The organism is Pedobacter sp. GSP4 (assembly GCF_051857575.1).
Taxonomy (GTDB): domain Bacteria; phylum Bacteroidota; class Bacteroidia; order Sphingobacteriales; family Sphingobacteriaceae; genus Pedobacter.
In genome coordinates this window covers 136,360-153,959 of sequence record NZ_JBPZIR010000010.1, presented here as the reverse complement: position 1 = coordinate 153,959, position 17,600 = coordinate 136,360, and the positions used below count along the sequence as shown (strand labels likewise).

The 17,600-nt window shown below is 43.5% G+C and carries 13 protein-coding genes; 10 read left to right on the top strand and 3 right to left on the bottom strand.

What is annotated here, in order from left to right:
• The first annotated feature begins 10 nt into the window (after positions 1–10).
• From ACS5PU_RS21295 to ACS5PU_RS21285, 3 genes are all read left to right on the top strand, one after another.
• Entirely contained in the window at positions 11–1,585 is a 1,575-nt protein-coding gene (locus ACS5PU_RS21295) for a sulfatase family protein (protein ID WP_439461188.1), read from the top strand.
• A gap of 148 nt (positions 1,586–1,733) precedes the next feature.
• Complete coding sequence (locus ACS5PU_RS21290) at positions 1,734–2,825, top strand: acyltransferase family protein (protein ID WP_439461187.1); 1,092 nt, start codon at positions 1,734–1,736, stop codon at positions 2,823–2,825.
• Positions 2,826–2,854: 29 nt separating this feature from the next.
• Positions 2,855–4,027 (top strand): DUF4185 domain-containing protein, encoded by a 1,173-nt coding sequence (locus ACS5PU_RS21285; protein ID WP_439461186.1) that lies wholly within the window; start codon positions 2,855–2,857, stop codon positions 4,025–4,027.
• Positions 4,028–4,098: 71 nt separating this feature from the next.
• Here the strand turns inward: ACS5PU_RS21285 and ACS5PU_RS21280 are convergent, their stop codons facing one another.
• Positions 4,099–4,968, bottom strand: coding sequence for a DMT family transporter (locus tag ACS5PU_RS21280; RefSeq protein WP_439461185.1), 870 nt, complete (start codon positions 4,966–4,968; stop codon positions 4,099–4,101).
• 222 nt (positions 4,969–5,190) lie between these two features.
• Here ACS5PU_RS21280 and ACS5PU_RS21275 point away from each other — a divergent pair, with 222 nt between their 5' ends.
• On the top strand, positions 5,191–5,544 hold the full coding sequence (locus ACS5PU_RS21275; RefSeq protein ID WP_439461184.1) for a nuclear transport factor 2 family protein: 354 nt from the start codon (positions 5,191–5,193) through the stop codon (positions 5,542–5,544).
• 51 nt (positions 5,545–5,595) lie between these two features.
• Positions 5,596–6,153 carry an adenylyl-sulfate kinase gene (cysC, locus tag ACS5PU_RS21270; protein WP_439461183.1) on the top strand — a complete coding sequence of 186 codons (558 nt, stop codon included), beginning with the start codon at positions 5,596–5,598 and terminating at the stop codon, positions 6,151–6,153.
• On the opposite strand, the gene ACS5PU_RS21265 is transcribed toward cysC, so the two are convergent.
• Positions 6,098–7,078: a sulfotransferase gene (locus ACS5PU_RS21265; RefSeq protein ID WP_439461182.1), complete on the bottom strand. Its 981-nt coding sequence runs from the start codon at positions 7,076–7,078 to the stop codon at positions 6,098–6,100. The two genes, cysC and ACS5PU_RS21265, sit on opposite strands and share 56 nt — an antisense overlap.
• Before the next feature lies 1 nt (position 7,079).
• On the bottom strand, positions 7,080–7,730 hold the full coding sequence (locus ACS5PU_RS21260) for an aspartyl/asparaginyl beta-hydroxylase domain-containing protein (RefSeq protein ID WP_439461181.1): 651 nt from the start codon (positions 7,728–7,730) through the stop codon (positions 7,080–7,082).
• A gap of 191 nt (positions 7,731–7,921) precedes the next feature.
• On the opposite strand from ACS5PU_RS21260, the gene ACS5PU_RS21255 reads away from it, so the two are divergent.
• From ACS5PU_RS21255 to ACS5PU_RS21235, 5 genes are all read left to right on the top strand, one after another.
• Positions 7,922–8,875 (top strand): methionyl-tRNA formyltransferase, encoded by a 954-nt coding sequence (locus tag ACS5PU_RS21255; protein WP_439461180.1) that lies wholly within the window; start codon positions 7,922–7,924, stop codon positions 8,873–8,875.
• A 25-nt stretch (positions 8,876–8,900) separates the two neighbouring features.
• On the top strand, positions 8,901–9,431 hold the full coding sequence (locus ACS5PU_RS21250; protein WP_439461179.1) for a phage tail protein: 531 nt from the start codon (positions 8,901–8,903) through the stop codon (positions 9,429–9,431).
• 31 nt (positions 9,432–9,462) lie between these two features.
• Positions 9,463–9,984: a phage tail protein gene (locus tag ACS5PU_RS21245; protein ID WP_439461178.1), complete on the top strand. Its 522-nt coding sequence runs from the start codon at positions 9,463–9,465 to the stop codon at positions 9,982–9,984.
• Between the two features lie 26 nt (positions 9,985–10,010).
• Complete coding sequence (locus ACS5PU_RS21240; protein WP_439461177.1) at positions 10,011–10,532, top strand: phage tail protein; 522 nt, start codon at positions 10,011–10,013, stop codon at positions 10,530–10,532.
• Positions 10,533–10,659: 127 nt separating this feature from the next.
• Positions 10,660–17,600 (top strand): MBG domain-containing protein (locus ACS5PU_RS21235; RefSeq protein WP_439461176.1); only part of this gene is annotated, 6,941 nt, incomplete at its 3' end.

Here is a 17,600-nt window from a genome sequence, read left to right as displayed (position 1 = left end):
TACAATTAAAATGGAATTATTGAAAATTGAAATGACAATCTTAAAATCAAAAATAGGCCTATTGCTGCTGATCGGCCTGTGCTTTTCGGGGATTTTATACGCCCAGAAAACTGCCCCACCAGCCACTAGGCCAAATATCATCATCATCATTTCCGACGATCATGCTTATCAGGCCATAGGCGCGTACGGCTCAAAATTAATGGCTACACCAAATATCGACAGGATTGCCCGCGAAGGGGCAACGCTGAACAAGGCTTATGTAACCAATTCTATCTGTGGTCCAAGCAGGGCGGTAATACTCACGGGGAAGTACAGCCACAAAAATGGTTTTTTAGATAATGAACATTCCAAGTTTGATGGTGCGCAAAACTCGTTTATCAAAGAACTGCGGGCTCAGGGCTATCTCACTTCGTGGATTGGTAAATGGCATCTGGAAACCGATCCGCAGGGGTTTGATTACTGGAAGATACTGCCGGGGCAGGGTGCATACTATAATCCCGATTTTGTTAACATGGATGGCAGTACCAAAAGATTAAACGGCTACGTAACCAATGTAATTGAAGATGAAGCCGAAAAATGGCTGGATAATAGGGATCAGAGCAAACCTTTTTGCTTGGTTATCGGTCATAAGGCCACACACCGCACCTGGCTGCCCGATACTGCCGATCTGGGGAAGTTTGATCAGGTGAAGTTTCCGTTGCCAGCCAATTTCTTCGATCAATACCAATCGAGGGTGGCTGCCAGCCAACAGGATATGACCATTGCCAAAACCATGGTTATGGGTTACGATTTAAAAATGTTTGGCGAAGCCGAAGAGGAGAAAGAGAGTACGTTTAAAAGGATGAACGAGGCACAGCGGAAAAGAATGGATGCTTATTATAAGCCGATTTATAACGATCTCATTTCTAAAAAGCTCAAAGGAAAAGCACTAACTAAGTGGAAATACCAGCGTTACATGCGCGATTATTTAAGCTCGGCACTCGCATTGGATAGAAACATAGGCCGGACACTCGATTACCTGGATGCGCATAACCTGAAAGATAATACCTTGATTATTTATATGTCTGACCAAGGATTTTACTTGGGAGAGCATGGCTGGTTTGATAAACGCTGGATGTATGAGCCATCTTTCCGAACACCTTTGGTAATGCGTTATCCGAAAGTGATCCCTGCTGCAACTACCTCAAACGATTTTGTGCTGAACCTGGATATTGCGCCAACGGTACTGGAGGCAGCGGGCATAAAAAAGCCACAGGATATGCAGGGCGAATCTATATTGCCATTACTTAAATCTGTAAAGAAGGCAGGTAGAACGGCTGTTTATTATCACTATTATGAAAATGGCGAACATGCGGTTTCGCCACATTTTGGGATCAGTACCAAGCGGTATAAGCTTATCCGTTTTTATAAGCGCGTTAATCAGTGGGAACTTTTTGATCTGCAGAAAGACCGCAATGAAATGCATAATCTTTACGGTAAAAAAGCTTATGCCGAAATTACTGAAGAGTTAAAAAAAGAGTTGACTGCGTTGTTGGTAAAGTATGAAGATACTGATGCCCAGGCCATTCTCCGTACAGAGAATTAAGGACTTTAAAGATTTCCGCCCAGATTGAGACAAAACGTAGAAAGGTTGATCTGTGGCTGTACCGCGATTTGGGATTTCTTCTGTTTCTTTGCTCTCCCCTCAAAAGCAGTTTTTTTGAGGATAGATGAGCCAGTTTACAAGAAACCAAATGGATACCTTAATAGTAGATCAAAGTACATTAAAAACCAAACAGCATTTTAAAATCCTCGATGGATTACGCGGCATTGCAGCAATAGCTGTGGTTATCTTTCACTTTATGGAATTTGCCACCCCCGATTATGAAGATAATTTTATTGCCCACAGTTACCTGGCCGTCGATTTTTTCTTCTGCCTTTCGGGCTTTGTAATGGCCTATGCATACGATAACAGGGTAGCCAGTATGGGCGTGCTCAGGTTTATCCAGGCGCGCCTTATCCGCCTGCATCCATTGGTGCTAATCGGTTCGGTGCTTGGCCTTATTACCTTTATTTTCGATCCTTTTAGTCAGCTTTATCAGGTATATGGACTCGGCAATACCCTGCTGATGTTCTTGTCATCCAGTTTATTGGTGCCATATCCTTTGGTGCACGAACGCTACTTTAACCTTTTCCACTTAAACCCGCCAACCTGGTCGCTGTTTTGGGAGTACATGGCCAATATTTTTTATGTTTTTGTACTGTATAAAATTAGCAACAAGCTGCTGTGGGCACTGAGCATTGTGGCAGCCTTGCTATTGGGCTATCAGGCTTACCAGACCACAAACCTGGCCGTTGGTTGGGGCGGGGAGAACTTTTTTGGTGGCGCTGCCCGTATTTTTTATTCTTTTTTGGCTGGTATACTGGTTTATCGCTCGCAGTGGATCATCAAATCGCGTATCGGTTTTATAGGCATGTGCATATTATTGGCTGCGGTTTTTATGGTCCCTTTTAGCGATAAACTGAACTGGATAATTGATTTGTTAACGGCAGTTTTTTATTTCCCTCTTTTGGTTGCGCTCGGAGCTGGTGCAGTGCTACATGCCCGTTACGATAAAATCTGTAGGTTTCTTGGCGATATTTCTTATCCGCTGTACATGATCCATTATCCTTTTTTATGGATCTTTTTAAGTTACGTGGAAACAGAAAAACCACCTATGCAAAATATGGTGATCATTATTATCCTATCTTTATTTTTATTGCTCGGATTGGCCTATTTAATCATGATTTTTTTAGATCAGCCCATCCGTAAATATTTAACCGCAAGGATTAGGAGGAGCAGTTAAATGGCGTTTTTAGGTAAATTATAAGGACGATGAAAGGTATTATATCGATTTTTTTGTTTAGCCTGGTTGTTTTTCAAAACGCCAAGGTAGCGGCACAGCAGCTCGATAGCATTAAGTTTAAAATTAGCGAAGCCCCAGAGTGGAGCAATCTTTTTAACCGTACCGAGGGCTGGTTTGGGGGCGATGGCATTTATACCATCCCATTAAACGGGAAAGAATCATCGCCACCAAAGGCAAAACAAACACTGTTTATTTTTAGCGATAGCATGATCGGGAAAGTGGCCCAAGGTAAGATGGAACCAAATGCTAAAATGATCCACAATTCGGCCGCTGTTTTGGTTGGAAATGAGCCAGATTTACAAAAGCTCCACTTCAGTTGGAAAACGAATAATCAACATCCCGACCCCATATTTGAGCCAAAAACGCCCTTAACAGGTGCTAACGATTATTACTGGCTTGGAGATGGCTTTGTAAACCAAGAGCTGGATAATACAACATTTATTTTTGGTTACCGGGTAAAAAGCACGGGCAGCGGGGCATTTGGTTTTGCCGAAGTGGGCAATACCCTGATTAAAATTAAGGCCAGCGAGACTTTGCCCTTCGCTAATTACGAACAGCAGGATACACCATTTTTCCTGAGCAATGAAAAAGGCGAAACAGGTTCATTTGGTGCCGGGATATTTGTGAATACAGAAAAGGCTGGCGAGGTAAATCCAGACGGTTATATTTATGTTTACGGAACCATTGGGCAGGCCAAAAAATTGCTTGTTGCCAGGGTTAAACCTAAAGAATTTGAAGATTATGCTAAATGGACCTACTGGGATGGGGTAAACTGGCAATCGGACATTAAAAAATCGGCTGCTATAACCGAGCAGGTTTCGAACGAGTTGAGCCTATCCCGCTTGGCCGATGGGAGGTATGCACTCATCTTTCAGCAAAGTGGTATCGGTAAATACATCTGCATGCAATTGGGTAAATCCCCATATGGGCCTTTTGGTCGGGTAATTAAGCTCTACGATACCTCTCCTGCACTCGAATTAAAATCATTTTTCACCTACAATGCCAAAGCGCACCCAAGCTTATCCAAAAAGGGCGAGCTGCTGATCAGCTATAATGTAAATTCATTCGATTTTTTAACAGATTTACAGCAGCATCCCAATCTATACCGGCCCAGGTTTATCAAGGTCGTTTTTGAACCGTAAAAATAATTCGACCAAATGGAGGCTGTACCCTAAATGCGAATACACAATTTAGGATACAGCCTTCCTTATTTTTAATGTTTTTTGCCGCTGGGGCGTACACTTTGAAGAATAACCGAAGTAATTACAAAACAGCAACCGATGTAAAAATACAGGTTAACTTCTTTTCCCTCGTTAAAAAACAGAAAGGCCATTACTATGGCATAAATGGGTTCGAGATTAAAACTGAGGTTTACCGTAAAGGCCGGCAATTTTTTAAGCACTTCGGCAAATAAAATGTAAAGGCCAACGGTACAGAAACCCGCCAATAACAATAAATAGCCAAAATCGGGCAGGCTCGGAACGAGGGATGCAATTGGGAGGTAATACATGTAAAGAGGTAAAAACAGGCCCAGGCCCAATGTACCGGCAAGCATCTGGTAATAATTGATAGAGATGCTATCATATTGTTTCACCAGCCTTTCGTTAAACACGGTATACAATGCGGCAAAGGCAGAAGAAATAACGCCCAAAATGATCCCAAAGCGGTAAGAAGTATCGAAGTGAAAGATGAGGCTTATGCCTAAAAGGGTTAATGCACTCAAAGCGAGCTGCGATATTGAAAAACGTTTTTTATTGATCAACGGTTCAAATACAGCAGTACAAAGGCTGGTTAAACAATAACAGACCACACCTATAGAAATGTTCGAATATTTGATACTGGCATAAAAGAACACCCAGTGAACGGTAATGAGCAAACCGATTTTTCCGATGGATATGCGCTCTTTCAGGCCGATTGGAGCTGATTTTAGAAAATTACGCTTGATGAACAGCAGTATAATTGCCGAAAACAGTACCCTATACCATACCAAAAGCCCTTCGTTTAAAGATATAAGCTTGCCAAAAACTCCTGTAAAGCCAGCCAGTAGTACTGCTATGTGTAATAGCAGATATGATTTTTTCATAAGATGAATCTTATAATTAATAATGTGTTAAAACTGATTTTTTGGGCACATCAAAGAAAACGGTTAACATAAAACCGGTAAAATGTGCAACGGATTGTGGTTGAACTATGGGGCTGGAGGAGAGATAATGCTTCTTCTGTTCATAAAAGCAAATATAAAATTAATTTTTAGTTTTGGGTTAGCTGAATTAGATACATTTACCGCTTCAAAACGATAAAAAATATGGAATCACAGTATTGGCCAATCATTAAAAAAGCTTACGATGGGTTTAACATCAGAAACATTGATGGGGTTTTCGCTGTAATGCATGCGGATGTAAAATGGCCAAAGGCTTTCGAAGGTGGTTATGTTAGCGGTCAGGATGCTGTTAGGGAATATTGGACCAGGCAATGGAGCGAAATTAATCCGATAGTAGAACCGCTATCGGTTACAGAACGCCCCGACGGAAAGATAGCCGTTCTGGTAGATCAGCTTGTGAAAGATTTAGAAGGGAATGTTATTTTTGACGGACAAACAATCCATGTATATGTTTTTAAAGATCACCTGATTTTAAGTATGGAAATTGGACAGGATTAATCTTCCATGAATAGCATATGAAAATATACACTACCTTTATTTAAAAAAATAATGCTCTTATTACAGATCACCGGCCTTTCTGGCGCTGGCAAAACAACTTTGTCAGAAATGGTAAGTTTCCGGCTCAAAGAAATGGGCCTATCCTGCATCGTGATAGATGGAGATGTTTACCGTAAAACCCTGTGCAGTGATCTTGGATTTTCGAAGGCAGACCGCTTGGAAAATATCCGCCGGTTGGGCAAACTCGCACACCAGCACGTTCAACAAGGTACTATTGCGCTAATTGCTGCTATAAACCCCTTTGAGGCCGCACGCCGGGAGTTAAAAGAATTATACAATGCCCAAACCGTTTGGGTAGATTGCCCGCTTGATACTTTAAAAGAACGTGATACAAAAGGGCTTTACCGGAAAGCTTTTTTGCCAGAGCACCATCCCGATAAATTACATAACCTGAGCGGTGTAAATGATAGCTATGAAAAGCCTCTAAAAGCCGATCTGTATATCGGTACGCATCTGTTAAGCCCTGAAGATGCTGCCCAAAAACTGTTCAATTTTATTGCAGCACAGCTTGCGAAGCCCTTAGCTGCTCCAATTGGTTATAACGTTTAAAAACCGCTTGCTGGTAAGGCGCAATCTGTTCATCCGGCTGTAGCTCGTTGAACAGCTGTTCAGGGTGCTTGGCATTAAACTTACTGCGCAGCTTGATCTGCTCCCAATCATTAGTGTCCAATTCTATGCCTGTAATGTTGCACAGTTTATGCATCATATCCATAATGCCTTCATTATAGTTAACCAACAGGGCAAGCGGGTCATTTTGCGACCATTGGATAAAACAGTCAAGATATATTTCCAAAACCCGTGTAATATGTTCGTCTAGGTTGATATTAGCTACCGAGCCGGGCTCGATGCCCAAAAATTCATCCGGTACTACGCCGGGTACAGCTTGCATACCCCTTAGTTTTTGGTGCGACCGGATAATTTCATCGGGTTTCCGGTACAATAAAATAAAAGGTGTGTTTGGGTATAGTTTTCTAAGCAAAGGCATAAAGTGGATGTGCCAGCTATCTGTTTTGATAAACAGGTGTTTTTTGTCTCCGGTAGGGTTTTGGCCGTATAAACTAAATACCGCCTTTAATATCTGTTCCCTGTTTAATGTTGATGGCCAATTGTCATTTTTGGTAAACCTCAGCATTTCATCAATAAAGGGTGCTTCAGGCAAAACGATGTGCTGTTTATTAAGGGATAAAGACTGGGAGATTAGCGTTGAACCACACCTGGAAACATGAAAAATAAAAGCAGTAGGCGTTAAGCTGTTTATCCCTGTAGCCCATTCGGGCAGTACACTGATATGGCTGTAAGGCCTGTATGGCCTAGCGTTGAAGGGGTGCGACATGCATTTGCCCATCGATTCGGAAAAAAATGGACCCGTAAAATGCGCGCCATCAGTATAGAGCCACCTGCAGGTAAGTTCATGATCTTTAGTTGCCAGTTGGTAAGGTATCCAGTTGTATATATTACTGTGGAGAGTGTTCATTTTAGCTTGGTATTAAGTTATCGTACTCTTGTTGCAGGCTATCGGCCAATTGTGAGGCGGCGGTTGTATTTTGAGATCGGAGTGAAACAATCATCTGCTTCAATAGCTCCGGATCGCGCATTTCATCAGGTGCATGCGCAATAATGTTCGAAGTTAATATCACATCTTGCAGCCAGGCATTAACCTTACAATCGATAACCAGGTGTATCCTGTCGCTAGTGCTATTATTGGTTACGCGATGGGGCAGATTGGCATTAATGTACCAGCACTCGCCTTCGGCCATTACCACACGTTCGCTGTTTACATAAAATTCCACTTGATTGCTGGTTTTTAAAGGTATGTGCAGCCTGGCTTCACCTTTTTCGAAAGCAAGTTCTACATCCCGGTGTTCTTTAATAACAGATCCGGCTGCTAGATTTAGCAATCTTACCGACATAATTTCGCATGGCAATCCATCAGTAAACTGTTTAATGGATGGAAAAAGCTTCATGTTCGGGTGGTCTAAAAAGCAGGATGCACCAGCAAGTTCAGCAAAAATGCTGTCGGTACCATCTGGTGTCCGCAATGGAAACACGGTCCAATCGCCACTATAATGGTAAGTATTGAAATGTGCTTTCCAATTTTGGGTAACCGCTAAGAGCTCGTGCTGCATTTCGCTGATGGGTACTGGGAGATTTGCCTTCGAATAAATAACCATTCCGTAAATAAAATAAAATTTTCGAGTATTATTAATTTAAAAATAACGGCATATTAAATTATACTGATTTTTAAGTATTTGTATATTCCTATTTGGAGTTGACAAAATAATTAAATAAATTTACGTCATCCAAATAATAACCTCTCTTGAAATTAATCATACTCTCAAACCATGTCTTATCAGTCCCGGTATTAGATTACTTTTCGGTACAGGGATGGTTAAAAGCTGTCGTATCTACCAACCGGCTCCGGGGCCAGCACTTGGGCCTCGAAGAATTCTGTAATCAGCGCAATATTCTGCATTTAAAGGTTAATAAGAAAGGATTGCTTGTTGCTGTAAATGAATTGTTTACAGCCGTGAAACCTGATGTAGTGATTATGTTTAGCTTCTCTTACCGCATTCCAAAAGTACTTTATGATTTCCCAACCCTAGGCTTTTTTAATGTTCATTTTAGCCTATTGCCTGCCTATAAAGGACCGGATCCTTTATTCAGACAGATGGTAGATAGAAAGACTAGTGGCGGTGTGAGTATCCACAAAGTTGATGATAATTTTGATACAGGATCTGTAGTTCTACAGCAGGTTGTACCATTCATTCCCGGCGAAACCTGGGGCATAGCTGACGGGAGACATAGCGCAGTAGCTGTTAACATGATGGTTCAATTGGTAGAACAATTAAGAGCCACAGGTGGCATTGCCGAACTTCCTGTTGATGCGCACGCTGCAAGTTATTTTCCGAGGGCTACCACCTACGAGCTGGCCATTAACTGGGCATTACAAACAGCTGAAGAAATAGAAGCATTGGTAAATGCCTGCAACCCGGGTGCCGGTGGAGCACTTACCACCTTTAAGCAGCAAATGGTTAAGGTATTGGAAGTATCACCGGTTGATGCCCAGGGCGATCCTGGGGTTGAAGCCGGAACAGTTGTACATGCAGATGCCAGTGGGATATATGTACAGTGTGTGGATGATAAGATACTCCGCGTCAATATCATAAAACTGAATGAAGGTTATATCACAGGTTCAAAATTAGCCGCAATGGGCGTACAGCGCGGAGAGAAATTTGAGAACGGGCTATTTGAATATCAGGAAACAAATTAATTTATAAACCATAAACAACCTTACTATGTTAGATTCACCTTACATCGGCGAAATCAGGATTTTTGCGGGGAATTTTGCCCCGCTGAACTGGAAAGTATGCGATGGTTCACTTCAACCTATCAGTCAATACGAAACGCTGTTTGCGTTAATAGGCACCACCTATGGTGGCGATGGGCAGAGTACATTTGCCTTACCCGATTTACGCGGGCGTGTGCCTGTACATGTAGGTACTGGCGGTGGCTTATCGCCAGTGGTATTGGGTCAAAAAGCAGGTGTTGAAAGTGTTACCATGACAACCAACCAAATGCCGTCTCATACCCACCCGTTAATGGCACAGAGTGCAGAAGCTAATGCAAATTTACCCGCTACAAATGCATTTGCCAATACGGGTTCAGGAGATCTTGATTACGCATTGGGCACTGTTGCGCCAGATGCTCAATTGGGTAACCAATCCATTTCAGTTGCGGGAGGGAGTGCCCCGTTTGATATCGTACAGCCATCATTGGTTGTAAACTACATCATCTCAATGGCCGGTGTATGGCCTTCACAAAACTAACCACATATAAACCTTAAACAATCGAAAAAAAATGGAATGGTATTTAGGAGATATAAAAATTGTTAGCCAAAACTTTGCACCTAAAGGATGGGCGGTATGTAATGGGCAACTAATGTCTATTGCACAGAACCAGGCATTGTTTTCGTTGCTTGGCACTGTATATGGTGGCAATGGAACAACAACATTTGGCCTGCCAAATCTTCAGGGGCGTGTATCACTTGGTTATGGCGTAAGCCCGGTAAGCGGCACAAATTATACACTCGGGCAGGTTGCAGGTACACAGAATGTTACCGTGCTGCAGAGCCAGTTGCCGATGCACAACCACATGTTTGCTGCAAATAATGCACCGGGCACCTCGAATGCGCCAAGTGGAAATTATGCAGCAGATTCTGTTGCTCCTGATCTTGATTACTCCAATTCTGGTGTAAATACGGTAATGGCCCCTGGCGCAATAGCACCAGCTGGTGGCAGTACGCCGCTTTCAATTCAGCAGCCTTATTTAGGACTTACATTTATCATCGCTACCACAGGGATGTATCCATCTAGAAACTAATTAAAAGAACCTTAAAAACATTAAAAATGGACAATAATTTTGTAGGAGAAATAAAATTGGTAGCAGAAAACTATGCCCCATCGGGCTGGGCGTTCTGCCGCGGACAGTTACTGCAGATCCGTCAATATACAGCATTATTTAGCCTTTTGGGCACCAATTACGGCGGCGATGGTAAAACTACTTTTGGCCTACCTAATCTTCAGGGCATTGTTCCTGTAGGTATGGGCAGTGGTCCGGGCTTAACACCGCGGGTAATTGGGGAGGAATTTGGTGCTGAAAGTGTTACTTTATCGGCTAACAACCTGCCTATGCATACGCATGCTGTACGCGCGGTAAGTGCCAATGGCACAGTATCGGAGCCTACAGGCAACTATTTCGCAAATAAAGGGAGGGGCGACAATGATTATACGCCAACTGCTCCCAATGTAGCCATGAACCCAATGACGGTGGGTATAGCAGGCAGTAGCCTACCAGTGCCCCTGATGCAGCCTTACCTGGCACTTAATTATGTAATTGCACTTCAGGGTGTATTCCCCGCTAGAAATTAAAATACCTATTACCACGGCTTTGTTTAATTAAACAGGGCCGTGGCGTTTATAAACCAAAAAATAAAAATACCAGCTGTGATAGTTGTTTCTGATTGCCAGTTGATATAGGACCTATAATCCAAAACATATGAAAAAAGCTCTACGTGTCTTATTTACCACCACCATTTTTTTATTACTTGCGTTGGCTGTAAATGCTCAGATCCAGTTTAGGGATACCTATGAAGAAAGCTTCCCGCCAACTACCCAAACTATTACACTTGCGCCAACAGGTAATTCGGCAGGGCGTAATACCTATGCCGGAAATTCTACAAAAAGCGGCACCCAGTATCGCATACTTTATGTAAATTCCCGTTGGGAAATCCAATTTCACGATGGGGGTTCGTTTATTGCAGGCTACTGGAATACAACCGCAACACTTCCTGATCCTCCGGCGCTTAATAATGGCACTTGGGTATCTGCACCTGGCAATCCTGACCAACTTACGGTATTAACAGGCAATGTGATCAGCAGTGTATCAAATGATGCCACATTATTAAGCTTAGCCTTATCGGCTGGTACATTAACACCAGCATTTACAAGTAGTGGAATAACTTATTCGGCGAGTGTTCCCAATGGTACAGCAAGTATCAATATTACACCAACCCGAAACCAGGCAAATGCCACAATCAAAATAAATAATGTTACGGCAGTAAGCGGTAGCCCATTTACCGTAAATTTGAGTGTTGGAAACAACCCAATTAGTGTTGTGGTTACGGCACAGGATGGCACCACAACCAAAAACTATACGGTGAATGTAGGGAGAGCACTACCAGCACCAATGGTAATTATGCCGGCAAATGGAAGTGCTAACAATACCCTTACACCAACTTATACGGGTACATCTACAGGCAATGCAACCGTAACGGTTAGTGTGGATGGTGTGGTTATTGGTACCACAACAGCAGAGCCTGGTGGAACATGGAGCTTGACTCAGCCTAGCAGCTTAACTCAAGCTTTACATACTCTAACTGCTACAGCCCAATTGAGTACCAATTCGGTTAGTGCAATTAGCAATACCAATACTTTTACGGTTGATGTTACCAAACCCAATTTAACTATCACCAGTTCTGCTGGTGCGTCTGGAAGTTCAACAGCAACTTCACCAATTCCCTTTACCGCTACTTTTTCAGAAAGTGTAAGCGGTTTTGCACTAGGCAGTATCACGGCTACCAATGCAACATTGGGTAGTTTTTCGGGCAGTGGTACAACTTACAGTTTTACTGCAACACCAAGCGCCAATGGTGCTGTTACAATTAATGTAGGGGCTAACGCAGCGCAGGATATAGCAGGTAACGGAAATAATGCAGCAACACAGTTTTCAATAACATATGCGGCAGCGGCCAATATTACAGCAGGCAGCACTTTCCCTTCGGCTTTAAGCACTACATACGGAACAGCGTCTGCATCAAGCAGTGTCGCGGTTTCAGGAAGCGGATTATCAGCGGGTATTACCGCAACACCATCATCAACAGCCAACTTTGAAGTAAGTGCGGATGATATTACTTACGGACCATCTGCTACCATTGGCAGTTCTGGTACAGTATCTGGTACTATTTACGTAAGGTTAAAAGCAACTGCGGCCGCCAATGCCTCTATTACCGGAAGCGTAACATTAACCAGTACAGGAACTAACAGTCCCATTGTAACCATACCAACCAGCTCTGTTGCACAAAGAGCAATTACGGTTACAGCCAATGCAGGTCAATCGAAAACCTATGGTAATGTCGATCCAACTTTAACCTATGCAGTCAGTTCAGGAAGCTTGGTTTCTCCAGATACATTTTTAGGAAGTTTAAGCCGTGTAGCTGGAGAGAATGCAGGCAATTATACCATTACGCAGGGTTCATTATCAGCGGGAAGTAATTATGCAGTTACTTTTACCCCCGCAGTAACTTTTGCCATTAATCAAAGAGCAATTACAGTAACGGCTAACGCAGGTCAATCAAAAACTTACGGAAACGTTAACCCAACATATACTTATACACTTAGCGCCGGAAGTTTAGCTTTTGCCGATACCTTTACAGGAAGCTTAGCCCGCGCGGCAGGAGAGAATGTGGCCAATTATGCCATTACACAGGGTACACTTGCCCTTAATGGCAATTACGCTATTACCTTTACGCCGGGAGTAACCTTTGCTATTAATCAAAGAGCAATTACGGTAACAGCAAACGCAGGTCAATCTAAGACTTACGGAAACATTAACCCAGCATATACTTATACACTTAGCGCCGGAAGTTTAGCCTTTGCTGATACCTTTACAGGAAGCTTAGCCCGCGCGGCAGGAGAGAATGTGGCCAATTATGCCATTACACAGGGTACACTTGCCCTTAATGGCAATTACGCTATTACCTTTACGCCTGGAGTAACCTTTGCCATTAATCAAAGAGCAGTTACGGTAACGGCTAATGCAGGTCAATCCAAAATTTATGGCGATGTTGATCCAACTTTAACCTATACTGTGGGTGGAGCAGGCTTAGCCTTTGCCGATACCTTTAGCGGAAGCTTAGGCCGCGCGGCAGGAGAGAATGTGGCTAATTATGCCATTACACAGGGCAGCCTTGCCTTAAGCAGCAATTATGCGGTTACTTTTACACCGGGATTAACCTTTGCCATTAATCAAAGAGCAGTTACGGTAACAGCAAACGCAGGTCAATCCAAAATTTATGGCAATGTTGATCCAACTTTAACCTATACTGTGGGTGGGGCAGGCTTAGCCTTTTCCGATACCTTTAGCGGTAGCTTAAGCCGTGCAGCAGGAGAGAATGTGGCCAATTATGCCATTACACAGGGTACACTTGCAGCAAGTGGTAATTATAGCCTAACTTTTACACCAGGCATAACATTCGCTATCAGCCAAAGAGCGGTAACGGTAACGGCCAATGCAGGTCAATCCAAAATTTATGGTAACGTAGATCCAACTTTAACCTATACCGTTGGTGGAGGAGGTCTGGCTTTTGCTGATACCTTTACTGGAAGCTTAAGCCGTGCGGCCGGAGAGAATGTAAGCAATTACGCCATTACACAAGGTACACTTTCAGCAAGTGGTAATTATAGCCTAACTTTTACACCAGGCATAACATTCGCTATCAGCCAAAGAGCGGTAACGGTAACGGCCAATGCAGGTCAATCCAAAATTTATGGTAACCTTAATCCAACTTTAACCTATACTGTGGGTGGGGCAGGCTTAGCCTTTGCCGATACCTTTAGCGGGAGCTTAAGCCGTGCAGCAGGAGAGAATGTGGCCAATTATGCCATTACACAGGGTACACTTGCAGCAAGTGGTAATTATAGCCTAACTTTTACACCAGGCATAACATTCGCTATCAGCCAAAGAGCGGTAACGGTAACGGCCAATGCAGGTCAATCCAAAATTTATGGTAACGTAGATCCAACTTTAACCTATACCGTTGGTGGAGGAGGTCTGGCTTTTGCTGATACCTTTAGCGGAAGCTTAAGCCGTGCGGCCGGAGAGAATGTAAGCAATTATGCCATTACACAGGGTACACTTGCAGCAAGTGGTAATTATAGCCTAACTTTTACACCAGGCGTAACATTCGCGATCACCCAAAGAGCGGTAACGGTAACGGCCAATGCAGGTCAATCTAAAGTTTATGGTAACGTAGATCCAACTTTAACCTATACCGTTGGTGGAGGAGGTCTGGCTTTTGCTGATACCTTTAGCGGAAGCTTAAGTCGTGCGGCCGGAGAGAATGTAGGTAATTACGCCATTACACAAGGTACACTTGCAGCAAGCGGTAATTATAGCCTAACTTTTACACCAGGCATAACATTTGCGATCACCCAAAGAGCGGTAACGGTAACGGCCAATGCAGGTCAATCCAAAGTTTATAGTAACCTTAATCCAACTTTAACCTATTCGGTAGGCGGATCAGGTCTGGCTTTTGCTGATACCTTTAGCGGAAGCTTAAGCCGTGCAGCAGGAGAGAATGTAGGCAATTACGCCATTACACAAGGTACACTTGCAGCAAGTGGTAATTATAGCCTAACTTTTACACCAGGTGTAACTTTTGCCATTACGCCAAAAACATTAACGGTTACAGCAAGCGGAATAAATAAGGCTTATGATGGCACTACAGCTGCTACGGTAAACTTAAACGATAACCGTGTAACAGGAGATATATTCACTCTAAATTATGCAAGCGCTGTATTTTTAACACCGTCAATAGGTACAAATAAAACCGTAAATGTTACTGGTATTACCATAACAGGCGGTGCATCTGGCAACTATACCTTGGGCAATACTACTGCTGCAACAACCGCAGATATTACGGTCAGGGCTATTGTGGTAACGGCCGATGCAAAAAACAAAATCTATGGTGAGGCCGATCCGGCGCTTACCTATACCTACACCGGCACTTTAGTAGGTACTGATGCCTTCACAGGAACATTATCAAGAGCTGCAGGTAACAACGTAGGTACTTATGCAATCAGTCAGGGAACATTGACTTTAAGTAATGCAGGTAATTATAGTTTAACTTACAACACTGCTAACCTATCCATTACGCCTAAAACTTTAAACGTTACCGCAACTGGTATCAATAAGCTTTACGATGGCAATACAACGGCAACAGTAAATCTAAGCGATAACCGTGTAGCAGGTGATGTATTTACCGAAAGCTATACAGCAGCAGCATTTACAAGTCCAGTTGTTGGAACAAACAAAACGGTAAATGTTACGGGTATCGCCATCACAGGCGGTGCATCTGGTAACTATAGCTTAGGCAATACTACAGCGGCAACCACTGCAGATATTACTCCAAGAACTATTGTTGTTACAGCAGAAGCAAAAAGCAAAGCTTATGGAGACGCCGATCCGGCGCTTACCTACACTTATACAGGTACACTTATAGGAACGGATGCTTTTGCAGGTGCATTAAGTAGAGCAGTGGGCGAAAATATCGGTAACTATGCTATTAACCAAGGTACACTTGCTTTAAGCACAAACTATAGCATTACATTTAACAGTGCTGATTTAACCATCGGTGCAAAAACCATCACGGTTACGGCCGCTGCTAAAAGCAAAACCTATGGCGATGCTGATCCTGCTTTAACCTATACTTTTGCTCCGGCACTGGTAACTGGCGATAGTTTCTCAGGAGCATTGACCAGAGCCGTTGGCGAGAATATTGGTACTTATGCCATCAACAAAGGTACATTGGCTTTAAATGGCAACTACACTTTAACTTACGTTGGCGCAGATTTAACCATTGGTGCGAAAAACATCACGGTTACGGCTGCTGCGAAAAGCAAAACCTATGGCGATGCTGACCCAGTTTTAACTTATACTTCTGCTCCGGCACTGGTAACTGGCGATAGCTTCACAGGAGCATTGACCAGAGCCGTTGGCGAGAATATTGGTACTTATGCGATCAATAAAGGAACGCTTGCTTTAAACGGCAACTATGCCTTAACTTACGTTGGCGCAGATTTAACCATCGGTGCAAAAAACATTACAGTTACAGCCGCTGCGAAAAGCAAAACCTATGGCGATGCTGATCCGGCTTTAACCTACACTTTTGCTCCGGCACTGGTAACTGGCGATAGTTTCTCAGGAGCATTGACCAGAGCTGTTGGCGAGAACATCGGTACTTATGCCATCAACAAAGGAACATTGGCTTTAAACGGCAACTATGCCTTAACTTATGTTGGTGCAGATCTGACCATCGGTGCAAAAACCATCACGGTTACGGCTGCTGCGAAAAGCAAAACCTATGGCGATGCTGATCCGGCTTTGACCTATACTTTTGCTCCGGCACTGGTAACGGGCGATAGTTTCTCAGGAGCATTGACAAGAGCTGTTGGGGAGAATATTGGTACTTATGCGATCAACAAAGGTACATTGGCTTTAAACGCTAACTATGCCTTAACTTATGTTGGTGCAGATCTGACCATCGGTGCGAAAAACATCACGGTTACGGCTGCTGCGAAAAGCAAAACCTATGGCGATGCTGACCCAGTTTTAACTTATACTTCTGCTCCGGCACTGGTAACTGGCGATAGCTTCACAGGAGCATTGACCAGAGCCGTTGGCGAGAATATTGGTACTTATGCCATCAACAAAGGAACGCTTGCTTTAAACGGCAACTATGCCTTAACTTACGTTGGCGCAGATTTAACCATCGGTGCAAAAAACATTACAGTTACAGCCGCTGCGAAAAGCAAAACCTATGGCGATGCTGATCCGGCTTTAACCTACACTTTTGCTCCGGCACTGGTAACTGGCGATAGTTTCTCAGGAGCATTGACCAGAGCTGTTGGCGAGAATGTGGGTACTTATGCCATCAACAAAGGAACATTGGCTTTAAACGGCAACTATGCCTTAACTTATGTTGGTGCAGATCTGACCATCGGTGCAAAAACCATCACGGTTACGGCTGCTGCGAAAAGCAAAACCTATGGCGATGCTGATCCGGCTTTGACCTATACTTTTGCTCCGGCACTGGTAACGGGCGATAGTTTCTCAGGAGCATTGACAAGAGCTGTTGGGGAGAATGTGGGTACTTATGCGATCAACAAAGGAACGCTTGCTTTAAACGGCAACTACACTTTAACTTATGTTGGTGCAGATCTGACCATCGGTGCAAAAACCATCACAGTTACAGCCGCTGCTAAAAGCAAAACCTATGGCGATGCTGATCCGGCTTTAACCTACACCTTTGCTCCGGCACTGGTAACGGGCGATAGTTTCTCAGGAGCATTGGCCAGAGCTGTTGGCGAGAATGTGGGTACTTATGCCATCAACAAAGGTACATTGGCTTTAAACGGCAACTACACTTTAACTTATGTTGGTGCAGATTTAACCATCGGTGCAAAAACCATCACGGTTACAGCCGCTGCGAAAAGCAAAACCTATGGCGATGCCGATCCGGCTTTGACCTACACCTTTGCTCCGGCACTGGTAACGGGCGATAGTTTCTCAGGAGCATTGACCAGAGCTGTTGGCGAGAATATTGGTACTTATGCGATCAATAAAGGAACGCTTGCTTTAAACGGCAACTACACTTTAAC

Excerpts from the sequence above, each read along its gene's own strand:
- ACS5PU_RS21265 (WP_439461182.1), bottom strand. The coding sequence starts at position 7,078 with ATGAACACTCTCCACAGTAATATATACAACTGGATACCTTACCAACTG.
- cysC (WP_439461183.1), top strand. The coding sequence starts at position 5,596 with ATGCTCTTATTACAGATCACCGGCCTTTCTGGCGCTGGCAAAACAACT.
- ACS5PU_RS21295 (WP_439461188.1), top strand. The coding sequence starts at position 11 with ATGGAATTATTGAAAATTGAAATGACAATCTTAAAATCAAAAATAGGC.
- ACS5PU_RS21250 (WP_439461179.1), top strand. The coding sequence starts at position 8,901 with ATGTTAGATTCACCTTACATCGGCGAAATCAGGATTTTTGCGGGGAAT.
- ACS5PU_RS21285 (WP_439461186.1), top strand. The coding sequence starts at position 2,855 with ATGAAAGGTATTATATCGATTTTTTTGTTTAGCCTGGTTGTTTTTCAA.
- ACS5PU_RS21260 (WP_439461181.1), bottom strand. The coding sequence starts at position 7,730 with ATGCAGCACGAGCTCTTAGCGGTTACCCAAAATTGGAAAGCACATTTC.
- ACS5PU_RS21290 (WP_439461187.1), top strand. The coding sequence starts at position 1,734 with ATGGATACCTTAATAGTAGATCAAAGTACATTAAAAACCAAACAGCAT.
- ACS5PU_RS21275 (WP_439461184.1), top strand. The coding sequence starts at position 5,191 with ATGGAATCACAGTATTGGCCAATCATTAAAAAAGCTTACGATGGGTTT.
- ACS5PU_RS21240 (WP_439461177.1), top strand. The coding sequence starts at position 10,011 with ATGGACAATAATTTTGTAGGAGAAATAAAATTGGTAGCAGAAAACTAT.
- ACS5PU_RS21245 (WP_439461178.1), top strand. The coding sequence starts at position 9,463 with ATGGAATGGTATTTAGGAGATATAAAAATTGTTAGCCAAAACTTTGCA.
- ACS5PU_RS21280 (WP_439461185.1), bottom strand. The coding sequence starts at position 4,968 with ATGAAAAAATCATATCTGCTATTACACATAGCAGTACTACTGGCTGGC.